We start from the raw sequence: 24,563 nt of genomic DNA on the forward strand, positions 1-24,563 counted from the left end.
TCGGTGCCCGCCCCCACCATTCAGCGTTGTTCGATTGGCACGAACTTGCGCTGTTCGACGCCGGTGTATTCGGCGCTCGGGCGGATGATGCGGTTGTTGGCACGTTGTTCGAACACATGCGCCGCCCAGCCGGTCAGGCGCGAGCAGACGAAAATCGGCGTGAACAACTTGGTCGGGATACCCATGAAGTGGTACGTCGACGCATGGTAGAAATCGGCGTTGGGGAACAGTTTTTTCTGCTCCCACATGGTCTTGTCGATGGCTTCGGAAACCGGGAACAAGACGGTGTCACCCACCTCTTCAGCGAGCTTCTTCGACCAACCCTTGATTACCTCGTTGCGCGGATCGTTGTCCTTATAGATCGCGTGGCCGAAGCCCATGATCTTGTCCTTGCGCTCGAGCATGCCGAGGGTGCCTTTGATCGCCTCTTCCGGCGATTTGAAGCGCTCGATCATTTCCATCGCCGCTTCGTTGGCGCCGCCGTGCAGCGGACCGCGCAGGGAGCCGATGGCGGCGGTGATGCAGGAGAACAGGTCGGACAAAGTCGATGCACACACCCGTGCGGTGAAGGTCGAGGCGTTGAATTCGTGTTCCGCGTAGAGGATCAGCGAAACGTTCATCACCTTGACGTGCAGCTCGCTCGGTTTCTTGTCGTGCAGCAGGTGCAGGAAGTGGCCGCCGATGGAGGGCTCGTCGCTCACGCAACTGATGCGTTTGCCGTCGTGGCTGAAGCGATACCAGTAGCACATGATCGCCGGGAACGCGGCCAGCAGGCGGTCGGTTTTGTCATGCTGCTCGGAGAAATCCTTCTCCGGCTCGATGTTGCCCAGGAACGAGCAACCGGTGCGCATCACGTCCATCGGGTGGGCGTCGGCGGGGATGCGTTCCAGCACTTCTTTCAGCGCTTGCGGCAGGTCGCGCAGCTTGCCGAGTTTGCTCACGTAAGCGGCGAGTTGCGCCTGGGTCGGCAGTTCGCCGTACAGCAGCAGGTAAGCCACTTCTTCGAATTGGGCGTCAGCCGCCAGTTCGCGAACGTCGTAGCCGCGATAGGTCAGGCCTGCGCCCGACTGGCCCACGGTGGACAGTGCGGTTTGCCCGGCAACCTGGCCACGGAGCCCGGCGCCACTGAGTACTTTTGCTTCGGCCATTGCTGTCTCCAGTTTTTGAATTTGTTAGGGAAACTTGTGGGAGCGAAGCTTGCTCGCGAAAGCGGTGTCTCAGACGACATTGATTTTGAATGTCAGTCCGTCTTCGCGAGCAAGCTTCGCTCCTACAGGGCTTTCATTACTTTTTAGCAGCGAACAACGCATCGAGCTTCTGCTCGAACGTGTGGTAGTCGATGCGATCGTAAAGCTCCATGCGCGTCTGCATGGTGTCGATCACGTTCTGTTGCGTACCGTCGCGGCGGATCGCGGTGTAGACGTTTTCCGCGGCCTTGTTCATGGCGCGGAACGCGGACAATGGGTATAGCACCAGCGACACATCGGCACCGGCCAACTGCTCGGTGGTGTACAGCGGCGTCGCGCCGAATTCGGTGATGTTGGCCAGGATCGGCGCTTTCACACGGCTGGCGAACAGCTTGTACATCTCCAGTTCGGTGATGGCTTCCGGGAAGATCATGTCGGCGCCGGCCTCGATGCACGCCGCAGCGCGATCCAGTGCGGATTCCAGGCCTTCAACAGCCAGGGCGTCGGTGCGAGCCATGATCACGAAGCTGTCATCGGTGCGCGCATCAACAGCGGCCTTGATGCGGTCGACCATTTCCTGCTGCGAAACGATTTCTTTGTTAGGACGGTGACCGCAGCGCTTGGCGCCAACCTGGTCTTCGATGTGAATCGCCGCCGCGCCGAACTTGATCATCGACTTCACGGTACGGGCGACGTTGAACGCAGAGGAACCGAAACCGGTGTCCACGTCCACCAGCAGCGGCAGGTCGCAGACGTCGGTGATACGGCGTACGTCGGTCAGCACGTCGTCCAGGCCGGTGATGCCCAGGTCCGGCACGCCGAGGGAGCCGGCAGCGACGCCACCGCCCGACAGGTAAATAGCCTTGAAACCGGCGCGCTTGGCCAGCAACGCGTGGTTGGCGTTGATCGCGCCGACCACTTGCAGCGGATGTTCGCTGGCGACCGCATCGCGGAAACGCTGGCCTGGAGTGCTCTTGTTGGAACTCATGACTCACCTCGTTCAGTGGCTGTCGGGTTAGCGCCGTCCTGGTAGTGACGGGCGATATTGCGTTTGGAGGCGCCGATGTGACGGCGCATCAACAACTCGGCCAGTTCACCGTCACGGTCGGCGATGGCATCGAGAATCCGGTGGTGCTCGGCAAAGGCCTGGCGCGGGCGATTGGGCGTGGTGGAAAACTGGATGCGGTACATGCGCACCAGTTGATAAAGCTCGCCGCAAAGCATCTGCGTCAGGGTGCGGTTGCCGCTGCCCTGGATGATTCGGTAGTGGAAGTCGAAATCGCCTTCCTGCTGGTAGTAGCCGACACCGGCTTGAAACGCGGCGTCGCGCTCGTGGGTTTCGAGGACCCGGCGCAGTTCGTCGATTTCTTCGACCGTCATGCGTTCGGCGGCCAGGCGACAGGCCATGCCTTCGAGGGATTCGCGGATTTCGTAGAGTTCCAGCAGCTCGGCATGGCTCAGGGAGACCACTCGTGCGCCGACGTGCGGCACGCGAACCAGCAGGCGCTGGCCTTCCAGACGGTGGATCGCCTCGCGCAGCGGGCCGCGGCTGATGCCGTAGGTGCGCGCCAGTTCCGGTTCGGAGATTTTGCTGCCCGGGGCGATCTCGCCTTTGACGATGGCCGCCTGAATGCGCCGGAAGACGTTCTCGGAAAGTGTTTCCGAATCGTCTTGGGCAATGACTGGGGGATCGAGTTGATCCAGCATATTGTCGACACCTTGAAAGCTGATGCGGCAAAAACTAGCGAATAGCGGGGTAATAGTCAAAGGATAAATAGGTATTGTCGACAATCGTCTAATAACCTATCTGCTTTTTGTAGGAGCGAAGCTTGCTCGCGAAGGCTGTGTGTCAGGCGGTCGGTTTTTTGGGGGTGTACATATCCGTTACTGCGGTCACGGCTGCTTATGGTTTCGCTTTTACAGCGAGTCACTTTCGAAAAGCGCGAAAGTAACCAAAGCGCTTTTGCCCCTTTCGTTCGGTGCCTCGCTGTGGCTCGGCATGCCCTCGCTCCGGTCCTGCTCCGTGGGCCCGCCGCCATCGGCCATCCATGGCCGGGGGCGGCTAACCCGGCATCCATGCCGGGTTGCCCACTACGCAGAACCTGCGCTCGGCCTCTCGAGGGGGCGCTTAGATCAAAAGCTGAAGGCGAGCTAACGCTCGGCCTGATGAGTGGTGAAAATCAAAAGCAAACGCGATTCCCTGTAGGAGCCGGCTTGCCGGCGAAAAACGCCCAGACACCGCGTTTATCCAGACAGCCCGCGTCATCGTTTACGTCCATCGCCAGCAAGCTGGCTCCTACAATTTCGACCGTGTGAACCCAATCCCATGTAGGAGCCGGCTTGCTGGCGATAGCGGTGTATCAGTCGACGCATTTATCGCCTGAACAGACGCCATCGCCAGCAAGCCGGCTCCTACACGGGATCGGTGTACATATCCGGAATGAGGGAACGCGCGCACCAAAGAGCCAGGTCGGCTTTCAGGCCGCCTCGGCGGCTGTGGCGGTAGTCGCCCCCTCGAGAGGCCGAGCGTAGGTTCTGCGCAGTGGGCAACCCGGCATGGATGCCGGGTTAGCCGCGCACGGCCAGGGATGGCCGATCGCGGCGGGCCCACGGAGCAGGGCCGGAGCGAGGGCATGCCGAGCCACAGCGAGGCACCGAACGAAAGGGGCAAAAGCGCTTGGTTACTTGGCGCTCTTCCAAGTGACTCGCCGTAAGGGCGAAACCAATCCCCGCCATCACCCAAATAACGGATATCCCCCCCATCACCCAAACACCAAACCCAAGAGCCCAGCGCTGGCGCCATAAAACCACCGTGCTAGAATGCCGCCCGCATTTGTTTGTGACATCTGCACGAACTGTCACAAATAGTTGATAGGCATACGAGGGAGCTTGCGCAGCGATGCCAGGGCCTTGAATCGAACACGGACCGCTGCGCACCAGGATTTATGAGACTCAAGCCCTTCCCCACCTTCCTTTATCTGCTTTGCCTGCCCGGTGTCGCCGCGGCGGGGGAAAAAACCGTGTACGGCCTCAACGAGTACGCCTCGCTGGACGGCATCAATCTGGAAGTCGCGGCCAAACTCGACACCGGGGCGAAAACCGCCTCCCTGAGTGCCCGCGACATCAAACGCTTCAAACGCAACGGCGAGTCCTGGGTGCGCTTCTATCTGGCGATCGACGCAGCTCACTCGCACCCGATCGAACGACCACTGGCCCGCGTCAGCAAGATCAAGCGCCGTGCCGGCGACTACGACCCGGAAGAAGGCAAGAAGTACACCGCCCGTCCGGTGATCGAGCTGGATATCTGCATGGGCTCGGCGTTACGCAGTATCGAAGTGAACCTTACCGACCGCAGCGCTTTCCAATACCCGCTCCTGATCGGCTCCGAAGCGCTCAAGCGCTTTGATGCGCTGGTCGACCCCAGTCTTAAATACGCTGCTGGCAAACCCGCCTGCGCCACCGACGCTCATACCGCAGAGTAATTCCAATGCGCTCTCTTACCCTCCATCTGAAAATGCTGATCGCCATCCTGGTGGTGCTGGGCATTTCAGTTACGGCCTATCAGATCTTCGTGCTCGGCATTCCCGTGACCGAAGACGCCACCGACGACTTGTGGAACATCGACGCCAAGGTCGAGTTCGTCGCCAGTGCCAAAGACCCGGTCAAGATCCAGATGTTCGTGCCACCGCTGAGCCGTGATTTCGTCAGCCTCAACGAAAGCTTCATCTCCAATAATTATGGCGTGGCCGTGAACCGTATCGACGGCAACCGCAAGGTGACCTGGTCGGCACGCCGGGCCAAAGGCAACCAGACCCTTTATTACCGCCTGGTGCTGACCAAGCGCTACACCGGTGAAAAATCCAAGGTCAAAGGCCCGACCTTCCGCGACAGCATCGCCGTCGAAGGCGCGGAAAAAGTTGCCGCTGAAGCCTTGCTCGCGCCGATCCGCCAGCACTCGGCCGACGTCGAAACCTTCATCGGCGAAGCGATCAAACGGGTCAACAACGTCAACGACGACAACGTGAAACTGTTGCTGGGCGGCGATCCGTCCAGCGGGCACAAGGCCAAAATCGTTGAACTGGTCCTGTCCATCGCCCACGTGCCGGTGGAAAAGGTCCACACCATCCGCCTCGTGGCCGACCAGCCGCAAACCCCGGAACTCTGGCTGCGCAGCTTCAACGGCACCGACTGGCTGTACTTCAACCCGGAAACCGGCGAGCAAGGCCTGCCGACCGACCGCCTGTTGTGGTGGACCGGTGACGAAAACCTGATCACCGTCGATGGCGGCAAGAAAGCCACCGTCACCTTCAGCATGAACAACAGCGAAATGAACGCCATTCGCCTGGCCAAGCTGACCGACGAAAACACCGACGCCAATTTCCTCGAATACTCGCTGTACGGCCTGCCGCTGCAAACCCAGCAGACTTTCATGATCATGGTGATGATCCCGATCGGCGTGCTGGTGATCCTGATCCTGCGCAACCTGATCGGCTTGCAGACCCTCGGCACCTTTACCCCGGTGCTGATCGCCCTCGCCTTCCGCGAAACCCAGCTTGGGTTCGGCATCGTCCTGTTCACCATCATCACCGCGCTAGGGCTGTCGCTGCGCTCCTACCTTGAACACCTGAAGCTGCAAATGCTGCCGAGGCTGTCGGTGGTGCTGACGTTTGTGGTGGTGCTGATCGCGGCGATCAGCCTGTTCAGCCACAAGCTGGGCCTGGAACGCGGGTTGTCCGTGGCGCTGTTCCCGATGGTGATTCTGACCATGACCATCGAACGCCTGTCGATCACCTGGGAAGAACGCGGCTCCGGGCATGCGATGAAAGTGGCCATCGGCACGTTGTTCGCTGCGTCCCTGGCGCACCTGATCATGAGCGTGCCGGAGCTGGTTTACTTCGTGTTCACCTTCCCGGCAATCCTGCTGATCCTGGTGGGCTTCATGCTGGCGATGGGTCGTTATCGCGGCTACCGCCTGACCGAACTGGTGCGTTTCAAGGCTTTCCTGAAGAAGGCTGACGCCTGATGTTCGGCTTCTGGAAGACCTGGAAAGCCCTGGAAGCCCGGGGCATCATGGGGATCAATCGGCGCAACGCGGACTACGTGCTCAAGTACAACAAGCGCAGCCTGTACCCGATTGTCGATGACAAGATCATCACCAAGGAGCGCGCCATCGCCGCCGGCATTCATGTGCCGGAACTGTATGGCGTGATTTCCACCGAGAAGGAAATCGACAACCTCGACGAAATCATCGGCGGGCGCAGCGATTTCGTGATCAAACCGGCCCAGGGCGCCGGTGGCGACGGCATCATTGTCATTGCCGACCGCTTCGAGGGGCGTTATCGCACGGTGTCCGGCAAGATCATCAGCCATGAGGAAATCGAGCACCACGTCTCCAGCATCCTCACCGGACTGTATTCGCTGGGCGGCCACCGTGACCGTGCACTGATCGAATACCGCGTGATCCCCGACCAGATCTTCAAAAGCATCAGCTACGAAGGCGTGCCGGACATTCGCATCATCGTGTTGATGGGCTATCCGGTCATGGCGATGTTGCGCTTGCCGACGCGCCAGTCCGGCGGCAAGGCCAACCTTCACCAGGGCGCCATCGGCGTCGGCGTCGACCTCGCCACCGGCCTGACCCTGCGCGGCACCTGGCTGAACAACATCATTGCCAAGCACCCGGACACCACCAACGCGGTGGACGGTGTGCAACTGCCCTACTGGGACGGCTTCATGAAACTCGCGGCCGGCTGTTACGAGCTGTGCGGACTGGGTTACATCGGGGTCGACATGGTGCTGGACCAGGAGAAAGGCCCGCTGATTCTTGAGCTGAATGCCCGGCCGGGGTTGAACATCCAGATCGCCAATGATTGCGGCCTGACGTTGCGCACCCATGCGGTCGAGGCGCGGCTGGAAGAGTTGAAAGCACGCGGGATTACCGAGACCGTCGAGGAACGCATGGCGTTTGTGCAGGAGATGTTCGGGCATATTCCTGCGGTTGAGGGTTGATCCGGGACCGAGTCGCGCCCTTTCGCGGGCAAGCCTCGCTCCTACAGAATACGTGTGCCCCCCTGTAGGAGCGAGGCTTGCCCGCGAAGACTTACTCACAGTCACCAAACCATTCAACCCTACCTCCAATCTGCCAATCCCCGACATCCCCTCTAGGAGCAATTCCCCGAGGGGACTACAATCGCCACCCCCGCCTCGATGGCTGATCTGCCCCGCCCATGCTGACCTGTTCCGTACATCCGCTCCCCTATCGCGCCAACCCCGCCAAGTACTTCGCGGCGATCCGTCATGCCCCCGGCGCCGTGCTGCTCGACAGTGGCCGGCCAACGGCTGATCGCGGGCGTTATGACCTGCTCAGTGCCTGGCCACTGGAACAACTGGCGGTAATGCCTGACGAAAGCGGTGGCGATTTCCTGCAACGCCTTCGCGACAATCTGACACGACTCGGTGAGGCGGCGCTGGCACCTGACCTGCCCTTCGCCGGTGGCCTGATCGGCTACCTGAGCTACGATTTCGGCCGCCACCTGGAAAACCTGCCGAGCCAGGCACAGGACGATCTGCAATTGCCGGATGCGCGTTTCGGGCTCTACGACTGGGCACTGATCAGCGATCACCAACGGATGACCAGTCAGTTGGTGTTCCACCCGTCGCTGATCGACAGCGAACGTCAACGCCTGATCACGCTGTTCAGTCATCCCGTGGCTGAAATGATCGAATCGTTCAAGCTCAAGGCACCGATGAGCGCCGACCTGAGCGCTGATGACTATCGCCAGGCGATAGAACGTATCCAGCAATACATTCAGGCCGGTGACTGCTACCAGGTCAATTTTGCCCAACGCTTCCGCGCCAAGTGCCAAGGTGATCCGTGGGCCGCGTACTGCGCGTTGCGCGCGGCGTGCCCGACGCCATTCTCCGGTTTCCAGCGCCTGCCCGACGGTGGCGCAGTGCTGAGCCTGTCGCCGGAGCGCTTCGTCAAAGTCAGCGACCGCCACGTGGAGACCCGCCCGATCAAGGGCACTCGCCCCCGTGGTCAGAACGCAGCCGAAGATGCGGCGAACGCCGCCGAACTCCTGGCCAGCCCCAAGGATCGCGCAGAAAACCTGATGATCGTCGACCTGCTGCGCAATGACCTCGGCCGTACGTGCCGCATTGGCTCGGTGCGGGTGCCGGAGTTGTTCAGTCTCGAAAGCTATCCGAATGTGCATCACCTGGTGAGCAGCGTAACCGGTGAACTGGCGGATGACCGGGATGCGCTGGACCTGATCGCTGGCAGCTTCCCCGGCGGTTCGATTACCGGGGCGCCGAAGATTCGCGCGATGCAGATCATTGATGAACTGGAGCCGACCCGACGCGGTTTGTACTGCGGTTCGTTGCTGTATCTGGATGTACGCGGCGAGATGGACAGTTCAATCGCGATCCGCAGCTTGCTGGTCAAGGATGGGCAGGTGTGTTGCTGGGGCGGTGGCGGGATCGTTGCGGATTCGCAATGGCAGGCCGAGTATCAGGAGTCGATCACCAAGGTGAAGGTGTTGCTCGATACCCTGCAAAACCTTTGAAAGCTTCGCGGGCAAGCCTCGCTCCTACAGGTGATCACCGCCCTCTGTAGGAGCGAGGCTTGCCCGCGAAGGCGTCCTAGAAAACGCCTACAAACTCAACGCCCGATTCGAAGCCTTGATGAACTCCTGCTTCAAGTCCTCAAACGTATGCACCGCCGGGAATTGCGGGAACTCGCGAATCACGTTATCCGGCGCATGGAACAGAATCCCCGCATCCGCCTCGCCCAGCATCGTGGTGTCGTTGTAGGAATCCCCCGCCGCAATCACCCGGTAGTAAAGACTCTTGAACGCCAGAACCGACTGACGTTTCGGATCTTTCTGACGCAACTGATAGCTCGTCACCCGCCCGGCATCGTCGGTAATCAGACGATGGCAGAGCAAGGTCGGGAAACCCAATTGGCGCATCAGCGGTTGGGAGAACTCGTAGAACGTGTCCGACAGAATCACCACCTGAAAGCGCTCACGCAGCCAGTTGACGAACTCGATGGCACCGTCCAGCGGCTTCAATGTGGCGATCACTTCCTGGATGTCGGTGAGTTTCAGGCCATGCTCATCAAGAATCCGCAGGCGCTGCTTCATCAGCACGTCGTAGTCGGGAATATCCCGAGTGGTGGCCCTGAGGGATTCGATTCCGGTTTTTTCGGCGAAGGCGATCCAGATTTCCGGGACCAGCACACCTTCAAGATCCAGACAGGCAATTTCCACAAGACACTCCCATTTGTATTGATTATTGAGTCGAGCGAGCAAAAGGACTGCCGAACTCTAGCGACTCGCACTGACCTGCGCAACGCAGAGGGCGCGCCAGTAGTTGCAGGATTTTGTTACCATCAAGCCCATATAGAGCGCCCAGCGCCACCGACCTGTAGGAAGCCGCCCTGATGAGCCCATCGTTCGATGTCGTGGAACTCGCCACGACCTATGCCAACAAATCCGCCCAGGACATCCTGAAACTCGCGTTTGCCGAGTTCGGCGATGACCTGTGGATATCTTTCAGCGGCGCCGAAGACGTGGTGCTGGTGGACATGGCCTGGAAGCTGAACAAGAACGTCAAAGTGTTCAGCCTCGACACCGGCCGCCTGCACCCCGAGACCTACCGCTTCATCGATCAAGTGCGCGAGCACTACAAGATCGACATCGAACTGGTGTCGCCGGACTACACGAAACTCGAACCGTTCGTGAAGGAAAAAGGCCTGTTCAGCTTCTACAAGGACGGCCATGGCGAGTGCTGCGGCATCCGCAAGATCGAGCCGCTGCGCCGCAAGCTCTCGGGCGTGACCGCCTGGGCCACCGGCCAGCGTCGGGACCAGAGCCCTGGCACCCGCAGCGCCGTCGCGGTGCTGGAAATCGACACCGCCTTCTCCACCCCGGAACGCACCCTGTACAAATTCAATCCGCTGGCGCAAATGACCAGCGAAGAGATCTGGGGCTACATCCGCATGCTCGAGCTGCCGTACAACAGCCTGCATGAACGCGGCTTCATCAGCATCGGCTGCGAACCGTGCACCCGCCCGGTGCTGCCGAACCAGCACGAGCGTGAAGGTCGCTGGTGGTGGGAAGAGGCGACGCAGAAAGAATGCGGGTTGCATGCGGGGAATATCATCAGCAAGTCAAAAGCCTGATCCCCGGGCCTGACAAAATTCCCTTGTAGGAGCCGGCTTGCTGGCGATAGCGGTGTGTCAGTCACAGCTGCATTGACTGAAAGATCGCAATCGCCAGCAAGCCGGCTCCTACAGGTATCGTGACCGGCCCAGTAAATGTGTACACACGAATGTCACCTTAGGTGCCATTTATGTGTGCACTTTTCGTTTATGCGCCCTGAAAAGTTACATTCATCCCGCCTGACACTCCCTCGTTCACACCTCCACGAATCCCGCCGAAAAATAAATACCTGTTCAATCGGTCAATTTATATCGTCTTTATTTCAGTTACTTACCAATTACAGATAACAAAACGAAATTACCGGTGAATTTTATAGATCGCTGACTGGCATGGATCTGGCTTAAGTGCATACATGTTTTGTATACAATCATATCAAAACATACACACACTTTAGATCCGCAAGCCTGAAGCGCCCTATCCCGTACAGGCTGCAGATGCCCCGTAACCAATGATGCTTGTTGTCCGCGACGAAGATTTGTCGAGCCCACGCTCATGCACAGTCATCGCGATGCCAAGCTCGGAGCCTGCCGGAATGCGTACTAGCCTCTCCAATAACAACATCGCGCTGGATCTGCCCTCCTCTTCCCCCGTTCAAACGTTTCAAGACCCCGTGGTGCTCAGCCCGCGCCTGCACAACAAAGACCTGGCACCGACCAAGGCCGAAGGCCGGCGCTGGGGCCGTTACAGCATTTTTGCCCTGTGGACCAACGACGTTCACAACATCGCCAACTACTCCTTTGCCATCGGACTGTATGCGTTGGGTCTGGGCGGCTGGCAGATTCTGTTGTCGCTCGGGATCGGCGCGGCGCTGGTGTATTGCTTCATGAACCTCTCCGGCTACATGGGCCAGAAAACCGGTGTGCCGTTTCCGGTCATCAGCCGGATCAGTTTCGGTATCCATGGGGCGCAAATTCCTGCATTGATCCGCGCCGTAATCGCCATCGCCTGGTTCGGCATTCAGACGTACCTCGCTTCGGTGGTGTTTCGCGTGCTGCTGACGGCGGTGCATCCGGGATTCGCCGACTACGACCACAACTCGATCCTCGGTCTGTCGAGCCTGGGCTGGGTGTGTTTCGTCGCGATCTGGCTGGTACAACTGGCGATTCTTGCCTACGGCATGGAGATGGTGCGGCGCTATGAAGCGTTCGCCGGCCCGGTGATTCTGCTGACCGTCGCAGCCCTCGCCGCATGGATGTACACCCAGGCCAACGCGACCATCGCGTGGTCGATCCGTGAGCCGCTCACCGGCGGCGAGATGTGGCGCAACATTTTTGCCGGTGGCGCGTTGTGGCTGGCGATCTACGGCACGCTGATCCTCAACTTCTGCGACTTCGCCCGCTCTTCGCCGTGCCGCAAGACGATCAAGGTTGGAAATTTCTGGGGCCTGCCGGTGAATATTCTGGTGTTCGCCGGCATCACCGTCCTGCTCTGCGGTGCGCAATTTCAGATCAATGGCCGGATCATCGAAAGCCCGACGGAAATCATCGCGTCGATCCCCAATACCTTCTTCCTGGTCCTCGGTTGCCTGGCCTTCCTCATCGTCACCGTGGCGGTGAACATCATGGCCAACTTCGTCGCCCCGGCCTTCGTGCTGAGCAACCTGGCACCGAAATACCTGACCTTCCGCCGCGCCGGGCTGATCAGCGCGACCATCGCCGTGCTGATCCTGCCGTGGAACCTCTACAACAGCCCGTTGGTGATCGTGTATTTCCTGTCCGGCCTCGGCGCCCTGCTCGGCCCGTTGTACGGGGTGATCATGGTCGACTACTGGCTTGTACGAAAAGGTCAGATCAACGTGCCGCAGTTGTACAGCGAAGACCCCGACGGCGCTTATTACTACAGCCGAGGCGTCAATTTACGTGCGGTGGCGGCGTTCATTCCTGCAGCGCTGATCGCCATCGTCCTGGCGCTGGTACCGGGTTTCCATCTCGTATCGCCGTTCTCCTGGCTGATTGGTGCCGGGATCGCCGGAATGCTGTACCTGATCATCGCCAAGCGACAGCCGCACTACGCAGATGTCAGCGGCGAAGCCATCGCGGTCGATAACGTCAGCCATTAACCCCATGGCGGCCCGGCACCGTCGGGCCGCAGAACCACCCCGCTATAAGGACTTTCCATGCGAATTCTCGTGGTCAACGTCAACACCACCGAATCCATAACCCAGGCCATCGCCCGTTCGGCTCAAGCCGTGGCCGCGCCTGGCACCGAAATCATCGGCCTGACACCGCACTTCGGCGCCGACTCCATCGAAGGCAATTTCGAAAGCTACCTGGCCGCCATCGCCGTGATGGATCGAGTGATGTCCTACGATCAACCCTTCGATGCGGTGATTCAGGCCGGTTACGGCGAGCACGGTCGCGAAGGGTTGCAGGAACTGCTCAACGTACCGGTGGTGGACATCACCGACGCTGCCGCCAGTACGGCGATGTTCCTCGGTCATGCCTATTCGGTGGTCACCACGCTGGACCGTACCGTGCCGTTGATCGAGGATCGGCTGAAACTCTCAGGGCTGTGGGACCGTTGCGCATCCGTGCGGGCCAGTGGCCTGGCGGTGCTGGAGCTGGAATCCGATCCGCAACGGGCGCTTGAGGCGATTGTTCGTCAGGCGGAATTGGCAGTACTGGAAGACAAGGCCGAGGTGATTTGCCTCGGTTGCGGCGGGATGGCCGGGCTCGACGAGCAGATTCGTCAGCGCACCGGCGTGCCGGTCGTAGATGGCGTGACGGCGGCGGTGACGATTGCCGAGTCGCTGGTGCGATTGGGGTTGTCGACGTCGAAGGTAAGGACGTATGCGACGCCTCGACCGAAACACATCATTGGCTGGCCGGGGCGGTTTGGGCGGTAGACCGCGTTATCGTTTTTCGCGGGCAAGCCTCGCTCCTACAGAATACGTGCAATCCCTGTAGGAGCGAGGCTTGCCCGCGAAAAGGCCAACTCGGTATCAAGCCAGACTCAAACCGCACTAAACCGCGACGCCAACCCCTGCTCCGCAAACTGCTCAATGATGAAATCCACAAACGCCCGCGTCTTGCCCGGCAACAATTTGTGCTCAGCGTAGTAAATGGAAATGTTGCCATCGTCGACAAACCAGTCCGGCAATACCCGCTGCAACGTCCCGGCTTCCAGATAACCCGAAGCGAACGGCATGCTCACCAACGCGATCCCCAACCCCTGAGCCGCCGTCGCACACGCCGCTTCGGAATCGCTCATGGTCATCCGCGCCTTTAGCGTCAAAGGGCTGTGTTGCTGGGTGCGGCTGGTCAATTGCCAGGACCGCACTCGCCCCGTCTGCGGCGACCGAATCAGAATCCCGTCGTGATGCTTGAGATCATCCGGTTCAACGACCACTTCGCGCCCCGCCAGATATTCGGCTGACGCCACCAACACCCGATGCGCCGGTGTCAGCTTGCGCGCGACCACGCCCTGCGGCAGCTCGAATCCACCGCCAATCGCGGCATCGAACCCTTGTGCAATCAGATCGACCTGGCGGTTATCAAAATGCCAGTCCGGATTGATTGCCGGAAACCGCCTCAGAAACTCGCCCAGCAACGGCACCACATACAACCGTCCGAACACCGTGCCCATGCTGACTTTCAAAGTTCCCGCCGGACGTCCTTCGGCGCTCGCGAGATTGGCCACGGCATTCTGGATCGTGTGCAGGCTGGAACTGACTTCGCCGAGAAACAGATGGCCGGCCTCGGTCAGCGTCAGGCTACGGGTGCTGCGCTGAAACAGCCGCACACCGAGCCGCGCCTCAAGCTTTGCCACACTCTTGCCCACCGCCGCCGGGGTCAGGCTCAGGCGTCGCGCGGCCTCGGCAAAGCTGCCGACTTCGGCGCTGCGCACGAAGCATTCGATACTGCTGAAGGTTTCCATAAGCGCCACTATAAACTTTTGGTTTACACAGACTATCGCAATTACCGTCTACACAGCCTGTAATCCTGAATCAATACTAGGCTCCATCAACCGCGGCATCTCGCCACGGCGACTTTGGAGATCGACATGACTACTCAGAACCTCAGCGGCAAAGTGGCTTTGATTCAAGGCGGGTCCCGCGGCATCGGCGCGGCCATCGTCAAACGCCTGGCCGCTGAAGGCGCGACGGTTGCCTTCACCTACGTAAGCTCCACGGCCAAGGCCGAAGAACTGCAGAACAGCCTCACCGCCAACGGCGGCAAAGCACTGGCCATCAAGGCTGACAGTGCCGACGCCGAGGCGATTCGCGATGCGGTGAGCGCCACCGTCAAAGCCTTCGGTCGCCTGGACATCCTGGTCAACAACGCTGGCGTGCTGGCCGTTGCCCCGCTGGAAGATTTCAAACTCGAAGACTTCGACCAGACGTTGGCGATCAACGTACGCAGCGTGTTCATCGCCACCCAGGCCGCCGCAAAACACATGACCGAAGGCGGTCGCATCATCAACATCGGCAGCACCAACGCCGACCGCATGCCCTTCGCCGGCGGTGGCCCGTACGCGATGAGCAAAGCGGCACTGGTCGGCCTGACCAAAGGCCTGGCACGCGACCTTGGGCCACGGGGCATCACCATCAATAACGTGCAACCGGGCCCGGTCGACACCGACATGAACCCGGCCAGCGGCGACTTCGCCGAAAGCCTGATCCCGCTGATGGCTGTGGGTCGTTATGGTAAAGCTGAAGAAATCGCCAGCTTCGTCGCTTATCTTGCAGGCCCGGAAGCCGGGTACATCACCGGTGCCAGCCTGACCATCGACGGTGGTTTCGGCGCCTGATACGGGAAGGTTAAACGCAAAATAAACTGTGGGAGCGAGCCTGCTCGCGATAGCGGTTTGTCAGCCTACATTGATGTCGACTGAAAAACCGCTATCGCGAGCAGGCTCGCTCCCACATGGGTCTGTGTCATTGCACCAATCGTGTTATGACCACTCAAGCGCCGGCAAACCGCACGCACTCGGCTTGAACGCTTTCAACGTACGAAGAATGCCATCGGCGTGTGCGTATTTTTCGTCGGCCATTGCAGCATCGGGAATCGCAATCGCCGTCATCCCCGCCGCTTTCGCCGCAGTCACGCCGAACGGCGAATCTTCGAACACCAGGCAATCCCCGGGCGCCACGCCCAGGCGTCGCGCCGCGGTGAGGAAGATGTCCGGTGCCGGTTTGGCCGCACCGACTTCCGGGTCATCGGCTGTCACAACGAAGTCGAACAGCGCAAACCAGTCACGGTGCAACGTGGTTTTCTGGCCGAACGACAGACGCGACGAACTGGTGCCCACCGCGATCGGAATGTTGTTGGCCTTCAAGTGCCGCACCAGCTCCTCGGCACCGGGCATCGCCAGCGCAGTGGGAAAACGCTCGCGCATCAGCGGCTCGCGGATCACCAGGAACTCCTCGGCGGTAATCGGCAGGTCCAGCGCTTCAACCACATAACGCGCCAGATCACCCGCACCACGGCCGATGATGTTCTGTTTGACGCTCCAGTCGAAGGTCCGGCCATATCGCTCGGCAATCATCGACGTGACTTCGGTGTAAATGCCCTCGGTGTCCAGCAGCAAGCCGTCCATGTCGAAAATCACGGCTTTGATCGGGCCGAACTCTTTCAGCGGTGCATTCATCGCATCTGATCCGTTTTTAATGACACCCCGGTCGGCTCAGGCACGGCTGATTCCGGGATTTGATTAAAGGGTTCAGCAGCATAGCGAGCGCGGCCGGCAGAGAGCAACGGGCAATCTCCCGACGGTGACAAAACCTTCGCCGAATCGCTGAGCATGATTTAGCGATTCGCCCTACATCAAACACCTCCTTTCCCGACTTCTTTCCTCGTTGATCCCCCGCAAAGTCTCGCGACCCCAATTTATCCGCGCGAGGGACTGCGAATGTTCAACCCTGACAAGGTCCTGGCCTTGAACAACGCCATCGGCCTGTTGGTGGTGGCAGCCATGAACCCCGAGCACCCGGACGTTGAAGCTCTGCTCGGCGATTTTCGCCTGTGCCTCAACGACTACGAGGCCTGGGCGGAAAGCTTCTGGACAGGAGGGGCACTGGATGTCGAGCAAGTGTTCAAGGTCGGTAACGACGTTCGTTTGAGCACACCGAGGGATTCCTCCGCACCCGTCAGTTCGACGATCGCCACATGCCCGGCCAGCGGTCCGTTGACCCTCGTGCATATGTTCGACGCGGCTCGCTTTGTGCCCATTGGTGATACGCCGGTGATGCTCGAACCGATCATTGAAAAGAGCAACGGCGAGATAACCTTTGGCGAACCGGTGCATCACACCATCGGCCCCAGCGGCATCCTCGAAATCCCTGAGTGTTGGCGCGGTCATCGTTACCGCATCACATTCTTTCCCAATGTTTCCACCGCTCATGTCCAGGCGCTTCACGCCTCCTATCACAGCGTGATCGATGAGCTTGAAGGCTGGTTGCGCAACGAGTGGACGAGTGAATTCCAGCCTTTATGGGCGGGGTTTTCCGAGGCCGGTTTCCCTGAACGCTACGGCATGCTGCTACGGGCCGACTGGCGCGGATTCGAGAAGTCGCTGCACGGTTTGTGGGATGACGTGAAGCAGATCTACGCCCTGATCGCGGACCTGCAGGCCAACAGTGAAAAACTTCTTGAATACCTGACCGAGGTTGAGCTCGAGACGCTGCTGAACGCTTCGGCCGAAGCCATCGCCAATGTGATGCTGGTGTTGAGTGATGAGCCGTTGATGTTCATTCATCTCGCGGCTTTCACCAGTTGGCTGCGGATGTTGCCGCCGCAGTACATCGCCGAAGTGGTCGCGGAAATTCGTACAGAAATACTCATCGCTTTCCTGCTGGTGCGCCTCACAGGTCCTACAGGCCTGAAACTCGGCATCAGTACCAAGGTGCTGGGCAAGGTCAAGTCCGAGCGAGCCCGACAATGGTTGGCCGCCGCAAGCTTGCGCCTGGCTGAGCTTGCGAACAGATCGGATCTGACCAGCCACGCCGGCGCCCTCAAACCGCTGATGGTCAGCGCACGGAACGTGCCGCTCAAACCGGCGCCAGCCACTCCGTTGCACATCACCACCGGTGAATCACCAATCGTACAGGTGAACAACCCGGTCGCCCTTACCCGTGACAAGTCCAAAGCCAAGACCCGCCTGAGCCGCCAGGAACACCGCGACGACGCCCCTGCTCCCGCGCAGAACCCAAACGGCGACAACGTCGATTCAGCGGATAGAACCACAACCAACGGCTGCCCGGTATCGATGGTCACCGGCGAAGAACTGCTGACCCTGATCGATGGTTCGCTGGATGGGCGGTTGCCGTTCGAGTTCATCCGCGTGTATCGCACCAGTGCTGTCGGAATCGACTGTGGGCTCGGATTTGGCTGGAGTCATGCCCTTGCACATCGGCTGGAAATCGACGGTGAACAGGTTAGCTGGATCGACCACGAAAACCGTCGTACGACCTTCCCTTTGCCCAAGGTTGAACGTCCGAACATTCATAACAGCCTGTCGCGGGCGGCGATTTTCCTGGGGGATGAGCCGGAGGAACTGATCCTCGCAATGGCAGGCGAAGCGACGCGTTTTTACCACTTCCGTACAGGTCGACTGACAGCCATCAGCGATGCCTATGGCAACCGTCTGACAGTGCAACGGGACAACGCCGACAGAATCATGCGCCTCGACAACGGCGCCGGACGCTCGCTGCGATTGCGCTACGACCGCCGACACCTCGCCGCCGTCGAGTATCAGCGCTTTCATCCCGCCGACACCCTCGAAGATACCTGGCGCACCGAACAGACACTGGTGACCTACCGCTACGACGCCTGTCATCGCTTGATCGAAGCGAGCAACGCCGCCGGCGAAAGCGAACGTTACGACTATGACGACCAGCACGTCATCCTGCAGCGGCAATTGGCTGGTGGCGCTAGCTTCTTCTGGGAGTGGGAAAGGTCCGGCAAGTCTGCGCGATGCGTCCGACATTGGGCGTCGTTTTCGCAGATGGACACGCGCTATGCCTGGGATGACAACGGCGGCGTGCAGGTTAAAAACGTTGATGGCAGCGAAGCGTTTTACCAGCACGACGACCGGGCACGCCTGGTGCGGAGAGTCGAACCCGACGGGGCGGAACACCTCAATGTCTATGACAGCCAGGGGCGGCTGATTGCCGAAAAGAATCCGCTCGGGGCAATGACCCGCTACCGCTATGACGATGTCGGACGGCTGATTGCCCTGATTCCACCCGAAGGTGAGCCAACGTCCTACGAATACCGCAATGGTTTCCTGCATGCGCGGTATCGCGGCAACGCCGTGTGGAAGTATCAGCGCAATGCTCAGGGTGAGGTCATCGAGGCGACCGACCCCGAGGGGCATGTCACCCACTACCACCACGACGAAAAAGGCCTGCTGCTGTCGATCCGCTTTCCGGACAACAGTCGGCATGTGTTCGTCCGGAATGCCTTGGGTCAACTGATCGAAGAGACCTTGCCGGGTGGCGGTCAACGGCGCTTTTCCTACGATGCGTTGGGCCGGCAGGTTACCCGCCAGGACGAACACGGTGCCGTCACTCGCTACTCATGGGATGCCGTAGGACGACTGATTCAGACGACGCTTCCTACAGGTGCCAGTCGCACCTTCAGCTACAACGCCTACGGCAAGGTCACCGCCGAACGGGATGAACTGGGGCGCACCACGCGCTTTGAATATGTCGATGATCTGCATCTGGTCAGCCGCCGGATCAATCCCGATGGCACACAACTGCTTTATCGGTACGACAACGCACGGTTGTTACTGACCGAAATCGAGAATGAGTCCGGCGGTAAATATCTGCTGGACTACACGCTCAATGGATTGATCCGACAGGAAACCGGATTCGATGGCCAACGCACCGCGTATGCCTACGACCTCAATGGACAGTTGCTGAAAAAAACCGAGTTCGGCGACGACGGCTCGCAATGGGTCACGGGTTATCAACGTGATTCGACGGGACGGCTGCTGGTCAAGACGCTGCCCGACGGTGTCAATGTCGAATATCGCTACGACAGCCTTGGCCGGCTGGTCAGCGTCGATGACGGTCACGATCACCCGCTGGAGTTCGAATACGACAAACAGGGTCGGCTAGTCACCGAACACCAAGGCTGGGGCACGCTGCGATATGGCTACGATGCCTGTGGCCAGCTCAACCACTTGCGCCTGCCCGACAACAGCAAACTCGATTACCACCATGCCAAGGGTGGCGCGCTGACGGCCATTGACCTCAATGGCGCCCGACTGACCGCTCACACCTTTTTCGCCGGCCGCGAACAGAACCGTCAACAGGGCCTGCTGCTCAGCGATTATCAGTATGACAATCAAGGTCGACTGAACGCCCACGCTGTCCGGCAAAACCTGCAACCGCTGTATCGCCGCGACTATGCCTACAGCGCCAACGGCAACCTCGACCACATTGCCGACACGCGGCACGGTCAGCGCAGCTACCTCTACGATTCGCTCGATCGCCTGATCCGCGTCCGCCACTCCCGAGATCACCAACCGGAAAACTTCGCCCACGACCCGACCGGCAACCTGCTGATGCAGGACCGCCCCGGTCCGGCCATGGTCAAAGGCAATCGCCTGCTGATGCAAGGCGACCGCCACTACGATTACGACGCCTTCGGCAACCTGATCCGCGAACGCCGCGGCACTGCACAAAAACTGGTCACTGAGTACCGTTACGACTGCCAGCATCGCCTGATCGGCGTCACCCTGCCCAACGGCAGCCAGGCGACCTACCGCTACGATGCCTTCGGCCGCCGCATCAGCAAAAACGTCGATGGCAACACCACCGAGTTTTTTTGGCAGGGCGACAACCTCGTCGCCGAAAGCAGTCGCGAGCACTACCGCAGCTACGTCTACGAACCCGGCAGCTTTCGCCCGTTGGCCATGCTCGACGGCAAAGGCCCGCGCAACGCCTGCCCGTTTTACTACCAACTCGACCACCTCGGCACACCGCAAGAACTCACCGATTACAGCGGCGAAATCGTCTGGTCCGCCCAATACACCGCCTACGGCCGCCTCACCCGCCTCAACCGCGACACCCACCAGATCCTCGACCAGCCGTTGCGGTTTCAGGGCCAGTACTTCGACCCGGAAACAGGCTTGCACTACAACCGGCATCGGTATTACCAGCCGGATGTGGGGCGGTATCTGACGCCGGACCCGGTCGGATTGGCGGGTGGACTGAACGGGTATCGGTACGTGTTGAGCCCCACGGGGTGGGTTGATCCGCTGGGGTTGAGTGATTGTCCGGGGATGGGTGGGTGCGGGTCGGTTGAGGGGGTTGAGGATCCGGCGGGGAAAGTGAAACGTGATGCAGGAGAGCCTGCCACCCCAACCCCAACCCCACCCCCAAAAACTAATAAACGTTACTTGTACCGAGGAGACGCGAGGGAATCCTCGGAAATTTTTGAGACTGGATTTGAGCCGTTGGGAGACAGTATTGATCTTTACTTGCACGCACGCGACAACCGAAGCCCTCCCAGTTTTTTTGTCAGCACCACTACCTCTGAAAAGGAGGCTATAAAATTTGCCACTGGTTACGGATTTGAAGATGGTTTTGTGTACGTAATAAAAAACATCAAAGGGATAGATGTGAACAAAAAGCTAGGTTTGCTCTCGCCTCATAAAGGTGAGGCTGAAATTGCCATGCCTGGTGGAGTCGATAGCAAATACATCCTCGGCGTTACCCCCGTGCACGCTGATGGTACCTACAAAGGTTACTCAACTCCCAACCCAAACAGAAAGCTGCCATGAAAATAATAGAAATAACCACCGATACTCAGGGCACCATTAATAAGGTAGTGATCGAATGCGACCGACGAATTCGCACATTAACTTTAGTTTTGGAAAGCGGCTTAAGAAAAACATACTCAGGCTCTGATCTGTATGTTTGCTTTGGGATGTTGCGAGCGGACTACCCGGAAACAAAGTTTTTATGCAAGGGCGCCAAACTCAACGTGCACCCATCCAGCATGTCTTCGCAAATGTCTGCAGGAGTAGTAGCGTATGAGCTTCAATTGGGTAAACCAGCCGGGCCCGACGACTTGGTCAATATTTTTGATTATGAAGTAGCCGACATTACAAATGACATTGAACAACAACGTGATTTTTACAAGCGCTGGATTGAGTCTTTTGCTGGGTAAACTCCTGGCGCGCCTTTACAGGTTCTACCAGTTTGACTCGCGTACTAGCATGGGGTGCTAGGGGTGTCATCGACATCAGTATCTTTCGGGTCAAAAGCACCTCTCAGGGGCATTGAAAACAACACCTGAAGTTTTGATGACACCGCCACGGAAACCGTTCGATCGAAGGGACAATCGGTTGAGCGGCAACGTTCCGATGTCACGCTCGCAAAAATGAAAAACCCGGCACCAGGCCGGGTTTTGCTGTCACTGATCGTCGAATCAGTGGTGTTTGTTCTTGTGCTTATGCTTGTGTTTGTGACCGTTGCCGGAATGGGAATCGCCGCTGTCAGTACCCAGGTTGTTGCCCAGCGCACCACCCGCTGCACCGCCGAGGCCTGCGCCAATGGTCGAACCGGTCTTGCCGCCAATGCTGTTACCAATCACCGAGCCGCCCGCCGAGCCCAAACCACCACCGATCGCTGCTTCAGTGCGACTGCCTTTAGGTGCACCAACAGCGCTACCCGCCGCGCCGCCTACACCTGCGCCAATCGCGGCACCGGTGCTGCCGCCCATTTGCTGACCTACCACGTTACCCAATGCACCGCCGATACCACCGCCAACAGCAGCGGTGCCATCACCGGCAGCCATCGCACCTTGAGCAACCAAAAGTCCCAGAAACAATGTGGACAATGTCAAACGCATGATATGAACCTCTAATTCCGCATCGGGAGAAAAGAATTCGCTGCGGATGGGCGGAGTCTAGCACCTGCCCCCACTGAATCCGGCCAGCGATGACCGTTGGACAGCTAAAGATGCAAAAGCTGCGAAAGAGAAACAGCCAGATACAAAAAGCCCGGCATCAAGCCGGGCTTTTTGAGCGGATCGATCAGGATCAGTGGCCCTTGTGGCCCTTGCCCAGGTTGCTGCCCACGCCGCCGCCCAAAGCACCGCCCAGGCCTGCGCCGATGGTCGAACCGGTCTTTCCGCCCAGGCTGTTGCCGATTATCGAGCCGCCCGCAGCACCCACGCCGCCGCCAATGGCCGCTTTGGTGCGGCTGCCTTTGCGTGCTCCAACAGCACTGCCGGCGGCGCCCGCGACACCAGCACCAATCGCAGCGCCAGTGCTGCCGCCCATGCTTTGGCCGACCACATTACCCAGCGCGCCACCCAGACCGCCACCCAGTGCGGCAGTGCCGTCGCCAGCAGCCATTGCACCTTGAGCAACCAAAAGGCCCAGAACCAGAGCGGGCAGTGTTAAACGCATGACAAGAACCTCAAAAAATAGGGGGAAATCAAAAAGGGTCGAGATTGAATGCTTTAGCGGCGAGAAAGTCCAGACACACAGCCCCAACCTCACCATCGGCGACGGTTGGACAGCTTTTATGGAAAAGGTTTTATGACAGACAAAAAAAAGCCCGCTGGGGAGACGGGCCAGGTGTTGCTTTCTAACGGATGAGTTGAGATTACGTAAGGCCTTGTGAAAACTTTGTGAAAACCCAGGCCGAAAAACACACGCCGCCAAAAAGGTTGCAGGCATAAAAAACCCCGCTCAATGACGGGGTCTGGAGAGGATGGATTACTTCCTGACGGGTGCCGCAACCTTGGGTAAAAATTTCGCCTTCGGCCCTTGGGGCACCTGGGATTTCATTTTGCCAAGCTTGACCTGATCGTCACCGTAAGCCACCACATAGTCTGTCTGGCCACACCGCACGCTATTGTTGATTGGAAATTCAGCACCGTCGTCTTCGATATACGGATCAGCCATCTTTTCGCCCCTTTCAAAAGCGGGATCGATACCGGCAAGCCCTTTTGCCTGAAACATATCGACCACCAAGCTTTTGAGACTAGCCGGTCATTACCGGACTTGTAATTCAGATTCCCCAACACCCGACGAATGGCCCGCACGGCTTCCTACAAAACAAATACATGAACCGTTACCTGACTCACCTCAGTTTGACGGCCGTCCCGGTCACAAATACCACCACCATGCCGCCCTTGCCGGCCGGCATGCTGATCTCATAATCGAGCCCCACCACCGCGTCGGCCTGCAGCGCCCGCGCCCGTTCCTTGATCTCGTCGGTGGCCTGAATCCGCGCCTCCTTCAATGCACGCTCCAATGTTTGAGAGCGCCCGCCGAAAAAATCCCGCATCCCGGCGAACATGTCGCGGATAACGTTGACCCCCTGCACCGACTCGGCGCTGACGATGTCGAGGTAAGCAGTGATTTGGCGGCCTTCGATGGCGTGGGTGGTGGTGGTGATCATGGGCATTCCTTCTTCATAAATAGTCACTCAAGGCCTGAAACCTCAATTATTGATACACAAAGAGATCCTCTGAAGAGTCCACCTCTCCCCACTCTCCAGTGTAAGCAACGGCGTGTATCGGCACCCGCCCAGCATCAATGACCTGTTGAAGCGTGTTCGTCATATGCACCTTGTCTCTTTGTTCCGGGGTCAAGGCCTCGCGAAGCCGGACAACCTCTGCCCACCCCTCAGGCGTGAAGCGTAGAAGCCCCATGTATTGGCCCTGAACATCATCGACTGAAGTCGGTTTGTTGCCGATTTCGGTCAAGGTGCCGGTAGAGGCAAGGCGGAACGTTTCGGCATCCAGTAACGGATCACCAAAGCGCTGTGTCCAGAGCGCCAGCCAGTTCGGATCATAGGTGACGGCCAGGGAAGCCTTGCATGTCATTAACGACTGGACTGCTGCGGGGCTGTAAAAAATGTCGGAGTAACTCACGATGCACGGAGCATCCTGCAACCAGGCTTCAGCACACGCCAATGAGGAGACCATGTTGGTGTGCGCCCAGCGAGGATTATGGAACTCGATCAGCCCTTGGTCTGCCAACACCTCGCGCTTGTAGCCGGTCACGATGGCTATCTCGCTAATGCCTGCACCGCGCAGCGCCAAAAGTTGCCACTCCAGCAGTGTCTTGCCACGCAATTCGACCATGCATTTCGGACGTTCATCCGTGAGACTTTTCATGCGGCTGCCACGTCCGGCAGCAAGAATAATGGCTTTCACAACAGTCCTACCTCATGAAATGT

General features: G+C 59.1%; 21 protein-coding genes. 10 read left to right on the forward strand and 11 right to left on the reverse strand.

What is annotated here, in order from left to right; translation table 11 throughout:
* Positions 1-20 precede the first annotated feature (20 nt).
* The 3 genes from prpC to IB246_RS17010 all read right to left on the reverse strand — a co-directional run bounded on the left by prpC (position 21) and on the right by IB246_RS17010 (position 2,891).
* Positions 21-1,148, reverse strand: a complete 1,128-nt coding sequence (gene prpC / locus IB246_RS17000; protein ID WP_008027431.1) for a 2-methylcitrate synthase — start codon at positions 1,146-1,148, stop codon at positions 21-23.
* Between the two features lie 136 nt (positions 1,149-1,284).
* Positions 1,285-2,175 carry a methylisocitrate lyase gene (gene prpB, locus IB246_RS17005; protein WP_008027432.1) on the reverse strand — a complete coding sequence of 297 codons (891 nt, stop codon included), beginning with the start codon at positions 2,173-2,175 and terminating at the stop codon, positions 1,285-1,287.
* The gene (locus tag IB246_RS17010) at positions 2,172-2,891 is read right to left on the reverse strand and encodes a GntR family transcriptional regulator (RefSeq protein WP_177318157.1); all 720 of its coding nucleotides are present in this window, start codon (positions 2,889-2,891) and stop codon (positions 2,172-2,174) included. The genes prpB and IB246_RS17010 overlap by 4 nt, the downstream gene beginning before the upstream one ends.
* A 1,241-nt stretch (positions 2,892-4,132) precedes the next feature.
* Between IB246_RS17010 and IB246_RS17015 the strand changes: the two genes are divergently transcribed.
* The 4 genes from IB246_RS17015 (at position 4,133) to pabB (ending at position 8,752) form a co-directional block, all read left to right on the forward strand.
* Positions 4,133-4,669 (forward strand): ATP-dependent zinc protease, encoded by a 537-nt coding sequence (locus IB246_RS17015; protein WP_008042313.1) that lies wholly within the window; start codon positions 4,133-4,135, stop codon positions 4,667-4,669.
* Between the two features lie 5 nt (positions 4,670-4,674).
* The gene (locus IB246_RS17020) at positions 4,675-6,210 is read left to right on the forward strand and encodes an inactive transglutaminase family protein (protein ID WP_008042311.1); all 1,536 of its coding nucleotides are present in this window, start codon (positions 4,675-4,677) and stop codon (positions 6,208-6,210) included.
* The gene (locus IB246_RS17025; protein WP_008027343.1) at positions 6,210-7,196 is read left to right on the forward strand and encodes an alpha-L-glutamate ligase-like protein; all 987 of its coding nucleotides are present in this window, start codon (positions 6,210-6,212) and stop codon (positions 7,194-7,196) included. The genes IB246_RS17020 and IB246_RS17025 overlap by 1 nt, the downstream gene beginning before the upstream one ends.
* A 218-nt stretch (positions 7,197-7,414) precedes the next feature.
* The gene (gene pabB, locus IB246_RS17030) at positions 7,415-8,752 is read left to right on the forward strand and encodes an aminodeoxychorismate synthase component I (RefSeq protein WP_192230089.1); all 1,338 of its coding nucleotides are present in this window, start codon (positions 7,415-7,417) and stop codon (positions 8,750-8,752) included.
* 87 nt (positions 8,753-8,839) lie between these two features.
* Here the strand turns inward: pabB and thrH are convergent, their stop codons facing one another.
* Positions 8,840-9,457: a bifunctional phosphoserine phosphatase/homoserine phosphotransferase ThrH gene (thrH, locus tag IB246_RS17035; RefSeq protein ID WP_008027341.1), complete on the reverse strand. Its 618-nt coding sequence runs from the start codon at positions 9,455-9,457 to the stop codon at positions 8,840-8,842.
* A gap of 173 nt (positions 9,458-9,630) precedes the next feature.
* Between thrH and IB246_RS17040 the strand changes: the two genes are divergently transcribed.
* The 3 genes from IB246_RS17040 (at position 9,631) to IB246_RS17050 (ending at position 13,256) form a co-directional block, all read left to right on the forward strand.
* Entirely contained in the window at positions 9,631-10,371 is a 741-nt protein-coding gene (locus IB246_RS17040; protein WP_008042297.1) for a phosphoadenylyl-sulfate reductase, read from the forward strand.
* Positions 10,372-10,943: 572 nt separating this feature from the next.
* Positions 10,944-12,470 carry an NCS1 family nucleobase:cation symporter-1 gene (locus tag IB246_RS17045; RefSeq protein WP_008042296.1) on the forward strand — a complete coding sequence of 509 codons (1,527 nt, stop codon included), beginning with the start codon at positions 10,944-10,946 and terminating at the stop codon, positions 12,468-12,470.
* A 57-nt stretch (positions 12,471-12,527) separates the two neighbouring features.
* The gene (locus tag IB246_RS17050; RefSeq protein WP_008027338.1) at positions 12,528-13,256 is read left to right on the forward strand and encodes an aspartate/glutamate racemase family protein; all 729 of its coding nucleotides are present in this window, start codon (positions 12,528-12,530) and stop codon (positions 13,254-13,256) included.
* A gap of 107 nt (positions 13,257-13,363) precedes the next feature.
* Here the strand turns inward: IB246_RS17050 and IB246_RS17055 are convergent, their stop codons facing one another.
* On the reverse strand, positions 13,364-14,287 hold the full coding sequence (locus IB246_RS17055; RefSeq protein ID WP_008042295.1) for a LysR family transcriptional regulator: 924 nt from the start codon (positions 14,285-14,287) through the stop codon (positions 13,364-13,366).
* A 126-nt stretch (positions 14,288-14,413) separates the two neighbouring features.
* Between IB246_RS17055 and IB246_RS17060 the strand changes: the two genes are divergently transcribed.
* Positions 14,414-15,160 (forward strand): 3-oxoacyl-ACP reductase family protein, encoded by a 747-nt coding sequence (locus IB246_RS17060; protein ID WP_008042294.1) that lies wholly within the window; start codon positions 14,414-14,416, stop codon positions 15,158-15,160.
* Positions 15,161-15,304: 144 nt separating this feature from the next.
* On the opposite strand, the gene IB246_RS17065 is transcribed toward IB246_RS17060, so the two are convergent.
* On the reverse strand, positions 15,305-16,000 hold the full coding sequence (locus tag IB246_RS17065) for an HAD-IA family hydrolase (protein ID WP_008042293.1): 696 nt from the start codon (positions 15,998-16,000) through the stop codon (positions 15,305-15,307).
* Between the two features lie 261 nt (positions 16,001-16,261).
* Between IB246_RS17065 and IB246_RS17070 the strand changes: the two genes are divergently transcribed.
* Positions 16,262-21,145, forward strand: coding sequence for an RHS repeat-associated core domain-containing protein (locus IB246_RS17070; protein WP_008042292.1), 4,884 nt, complete (start codon positions 16,262-16,264; stop codon positions 21,143-21,145).
* A complete protein-coding gene (locus IB246_RS17075) occupies positions 21,142-21,534 on the forward strand; it encodes a hypothetical protein (RefSeq protein ID WP_008042291.1) in 393 nt (130 codons plus the stop codon). Before IB246_RS17070 ends, IB246_RS17075 begins: the two co-directional genes overlap by 4 nt.
* Positions 21,535-21,795: 261 nt before the next feature.
* Here the strand turns inward: IB246_RS17075 and IB246_RS17080 are convergent, their stop codons facing one another.
* From IB246_RS17080 to IB246_RS17100, 5 genes are all read right to left on the reverse strand, one after another.
* Positions 21,796-22,218 (reverse strand): glycine zipper domain-containing protein, encoded by a 423-nt coding sequence (locus IB246_RS17080; RefSeq protein WP_008027332.1) that lies wholly within the window; start codon positions 22,216-22,218, stop codon positions 21,796-21,798.
* A gap of 190 nt (positions 22,219-22,408) precedes the next feature.
* On the reverse strand, positions 22,409-22,780 hold the full coding sequence (locus IB246_RS17085) for a hypothetical protein (RefSeq protein WP_008027331.1): 372 nt from the start codon (positions 22,778-22,780) through the stop codon (positions 22,409-22,411).
* A 312-nt stretch (positions 22,781-23,092) separates the two neighbouring features.
* On the reverse strand, positions 23,093-23,281 hold the full coding sequence (locus IB246_RS17090; protein WP_032828671.1) for a hypothetical protein: 189 nt from the start codon (positions 23,279-23,281) through the stop codon (positions 23,093-23,095).
* A gap of 178 nt (positions 23,282-23,459) precedes the next feature.
* Entirely contained in the window at positions 23,460-23,780 is a 321-nt protein-coding gene (locus IB246_RS17095; RefSeq protein ID WP_008027329.1) for a YbjQ family protein, read from the reverse strand.
* A gap of 46 nt (positions 23,781-23,826) precedes the next feature.
* Complete coding sequence (locus IB246_RS17100; RefSeq protein WP_008042290.1) at positions 23,827-24,540, reverse strand: phosphocholine cytidylyltransferase family protein; 714 nt, start codon at positions 24,538-24,540, stop codon at positions 23,827-23,829.
* Positions 24,541-24,563 lie beyond the last annotated feature (23 nt).

Source organism: Pseudomonas sp. PDM01 (assembly GCF_014852325.1).
Taxonomy (GTDB): domain Bacteria; phylum Pseudomonadota; class Gammaproteobacteria; order Pseudomonadales; family Pseudomonadaceae; genus Aquipseudomonas; species Aquipseudomonas migulae.